We start from the raw sequence: 2,852 nt of genomic DNA, 5'->3' as shown, positions 1-2,852 counted from the left end.
GGAGGAGCGCATCACCGCCTGCGCCCGCCTGCTCGCGCGCGGGCGCACCGACGCGCTCGCCATGGCGGACAGCTGGGCGGGCGACGACGCGTGGTCGATCGGCTGCCGCGCCTACTCCTTCAGCCGCAACCGGCTCCGCCGCGCGGCCGAGGCGGGCCGCTACCCCTGGCTCGGGGTGCTGGACGAGACGCACCACTTTGTCTTCCTGATCGAGGACGTGCCGGTGCGCTTCTTCCGGGGCGACGCCGAGGAGCCGAGCAAGCGCACGCTCCGCCAGCAGGAGAGCGAGGCGCAGCAGCTCGCGCTGGCGCTTGGCCAAGGGGACGAGGCGGAAGGGCTGATGTTCCGCCTTGCCGTGGAGACGGGAGAAGAGGGTGAGGTGACGCGCGTGGTCTTCCTGGCGCTGCGGGGTGAGGAGGGCCGGGTGGAGTGTTTCTGGCCGGTGCCCGGCATCACTGACGCGCCCGCCGCCGAGCCCCAACCGCGCGCAGCACGAGAGCGGCGGAACGACACGCCCGCCATGCAGCTCCCGTTCCCGGCCGCCTCAGCGGCGACCCGTCAACGCCAGTCCGCCGGACGGCGAGGGTGAAGGGCCGCGCCGGCAGTGGCTGAGGGTTCGCTTTAGCTCGGCGCCTTACCTTGATCTCGGTTCAGCTCCGCTCGCCGGCACCGTCTCCGCATCGTCATCGGGCGTGATGAGATCGACCGGGGTGCAGCCAAGAGCCTGCTGGACACCGTGCTCGACGCGCTGCTGGGTGACAGGCTGTGACGAGCGCGTACGCGGGGCCTGTGCTCTTTGACGATCCGGCCGAGGGACAGACCGCCACCGTCATCGCGCCCGTGCCCGTGCCCGAGGCCCTGCCAGCCGGGAGCGAGGGCCACGCTGCCGCTGGTGCGGAAGACGGCGCAGGTCAGCCCAGGGCGGCCGTGCTGGGGCCCGCTCTGCTCGACATGCCCGAGGGGCTGTCGGCGGGGCGGGAGGAGCAGGACTGGGCGCCGGGGCTGCTGCAGGCCCAAGAGGTACCCAGGGGCTCGCTCGGCTGGGTAGCGGGCAGCCTCGCGGTGATCCTGCTCGGCTGGCTGGTACTTTCGGCCGTGGGGTTCGTCGGCGACTAGTTCGCCCGCTCCGCCGCCATTGGCTGGAGCACGGTGGTGGTGTTCGGGGCCGGGCTGCTGGCGGTGCTCTGGGGCGTGTGGCGGGAGGTGGAGGCCTACCAGCGCTGCGGCAGGTGGATGCGCTCCGCACCCTGCTCTCGCGCGACGAGGGGCTGGTCGCGCCCGCGTTGGCGCTCGCCTGGCTGGAGGAGCTGGAGCGGGTGCCGGACCTTGCCCGGGCACGGGAGGCGGTGGCCAGCGCGCCTGACATGCCGCTGCTGCGGGCGGCGCTGCGCCAGCACCTGACCAGGCCGCTGGCCCAGGCCGCGCGGGCGGCGGGAACCGGGCGGCGCTGGAGGGCGGGGTGGTGGTGGTGATCAGCCCTTCGCCGGCACTCGACGGGGTTCTGGCCGGGCTGCGTGGGCTGTCGCTGCTACGTCAGGTGGCGGCAATCCACGGCATGTGTCCGGGCGCGGCGGTGATGCTGGCGCTGCTGCACTCCGCCTGCGCCGGCTCGCCGATGTCGCAGCCCAAGCCTGCTCACCGCTTGAGACACCACGGTGATGCGCTCCCGCGCAGTGCCTCGCTCCAGAACGCGCCAGAATTTCTACCACCTCCGCGGAGGCTACCTTTTGGCGTGTTCTCGTCAATGCTCCTTGCATTGCTCCAGGTGAGCAGCCTCGACACCGAGATGGGGTAGTTTGAAATGCAATACCGTCATGGTGGTCTCGGCGATGACGACCGCAATCTCATCGTGTCCGACATGGATTGAGGTCAGCCGACGGCCGGCCTCGCTTCCGACCGTCCCGGTACCGGAGAGGATCAGGTAGATACCAGGGCCTTCCGCGTGGAACTCCGCATTCCTCTCCAGCTTGAGCAGCCTTGCGGCGGTGTCATTCACTGCAAACTCGCCAAGGCGCTTCTGTGAAAGGCCTGACGCGCCGTCGACCGGCTCCCAATCTTGCCGATCGGGGTGCATCAAGCTTGGCGCGGAGTAGGAAGACGCAGGATAGACCAGGGGCCGCTTGTTGACATGTTCCCAGATCGCCTCGAAGGCATCCTGGTTCCGTCGGCCCGGTACGCCCTCGTGCCGCCTGAAGACCCCTTTCTGGAAATCGCCGACCCTCGCCAGCTCCCTCATGCCCGCCGTTACTTCCGCCGCGGACAGGTACCCGCTGCGGCTGCGGCCGCCGAACTGGAGGACAGCCGTCAAGGTATTGTTCTGGTTCGACTGGGGACCGTAGTACACGCCCTCGGGAAAATATCCTGCCGCGCCGGCCGCCATGATGCCGTCCCGGCCGAAATCGGATTCGCCCTCGAGTACGCAGCGGTACTGCTCAAAATTGTGCCTGTGCCGCGGTGACACAAATTCTTCGCCGGTCACGGCCAAAGACAACTGAAAGTTGCCGAGACTGCCCGGGCTTCCTTCAAGCAAAATGCGGGCGGTCAGTCCGCCGGCGCGGTGCTGCACGGCCGGCACTTCGGCGACTTCGTCGCCCTGAACGAGCCTCATTGGATTCCTCCTCGATCGACAATAGAAAGCGACCTGCCTGGCTGGCTCCGTTCTGTTGCGGAGGCCGCTGTTGCTGTCCTGTCTCGGACGATGTGGTGCGAACTCCGGGGAACACCGATGCCGCTTCGATCCTGCGTTTCCATCAGGGTTCAGTGCGCGCCGGGCGTTGCCGGGGGCGGCGATGCGGCGTCCTTCGCGGCCGCGGGCGGGAAGGGATATTGCCCTGGCCGCGTCTCGACGGTGA

General features: G+C 69.1%; 4 protein-coding genes. 3 read left to right on the top strand and 1 reads right to left on the bottom strand.

Annotated features, from left to right (window positions below):
• The 3 genes from BO39_RS33860 to BO39_RS29155 form a co-directional block, all read left to right on the top strand.
• A partial coding sequence (locus BO39_RS33860) for a hypothetical protein (protein WP_052403032.1) occupies positions 1 to 589 on the top strand: 589 nt, incomplete at its 5' end.
• Positions 590 to 765: 176 nt separating this feature from the next.
• Positions 766 to 1,116: a hypothetical protein gene (locus tag BO39_RS29160; RefSeq protein WP_043840387.1), complete on the top strand. Its 351-nt coding sequence runs from the start codon at positions 766 to 768 to the stop codon at positions 1,114 to 1,116.
• Between the two features lie 113 nt (positions 1,117 to 1,229).
• Positions 1,230 to 1,472 carry a hypothetical protein gene (locus tag BO39_RS29155; protein WP_043840385.1) on the top strand — a complete coding sequence of 81 codons (243 nt, stop codon included), beginning with the start codon at positions 1,230 to 1,232 and terminating at the stop codon, positions 1,470 to 1,472.
• 269 nt (positions 1,473 to 1,741) lie between these two features.
• Here the strand turns inward: BO39_RS29155 and BO39_RS30770 are convergent, their stop codons facing one another.
• The gene (locus BO39_RS30770) at positions 1,742 to 2,608 is read right to left on the bottom strand and encodes a hypothetical protein (protein WP_052403031.1); all 867 of its coding nucleotides are present in this window, start codon (positions 2,606 to 2,608) and stop codon (positions 1,742 to 1,744) included.
• Positions 2,609 to 2,852: the final 244 nt, after the last annotated feature.

This window comes from Roseomonas aerilata DSM 19363 (assembly GCF_000711725.1).
In the GTDB taxonomy this organism is placed as follows: Bacteria; Pseudomonadota; Alphaproteobacteria; order Acetobacterales; family Acetobacteraceae; genus Roseomonas; species Roseomonas aerilata.
Note: the sequence above shows the minus strand (reverse complement) of the source record. Positions and strands in the feature narration are given on the sequence as shown.

Bases quoted from the DNA above. Each gene is read 5' to 3' on its own strand.
- BO39_RS30770 (WP_052403031.1), bottom strand. From the start codon at position 2,608: ATGAGGCTCGTTCAGGGCGACGAAGTCGCCGAAGTGCCGGCCGTGCAG.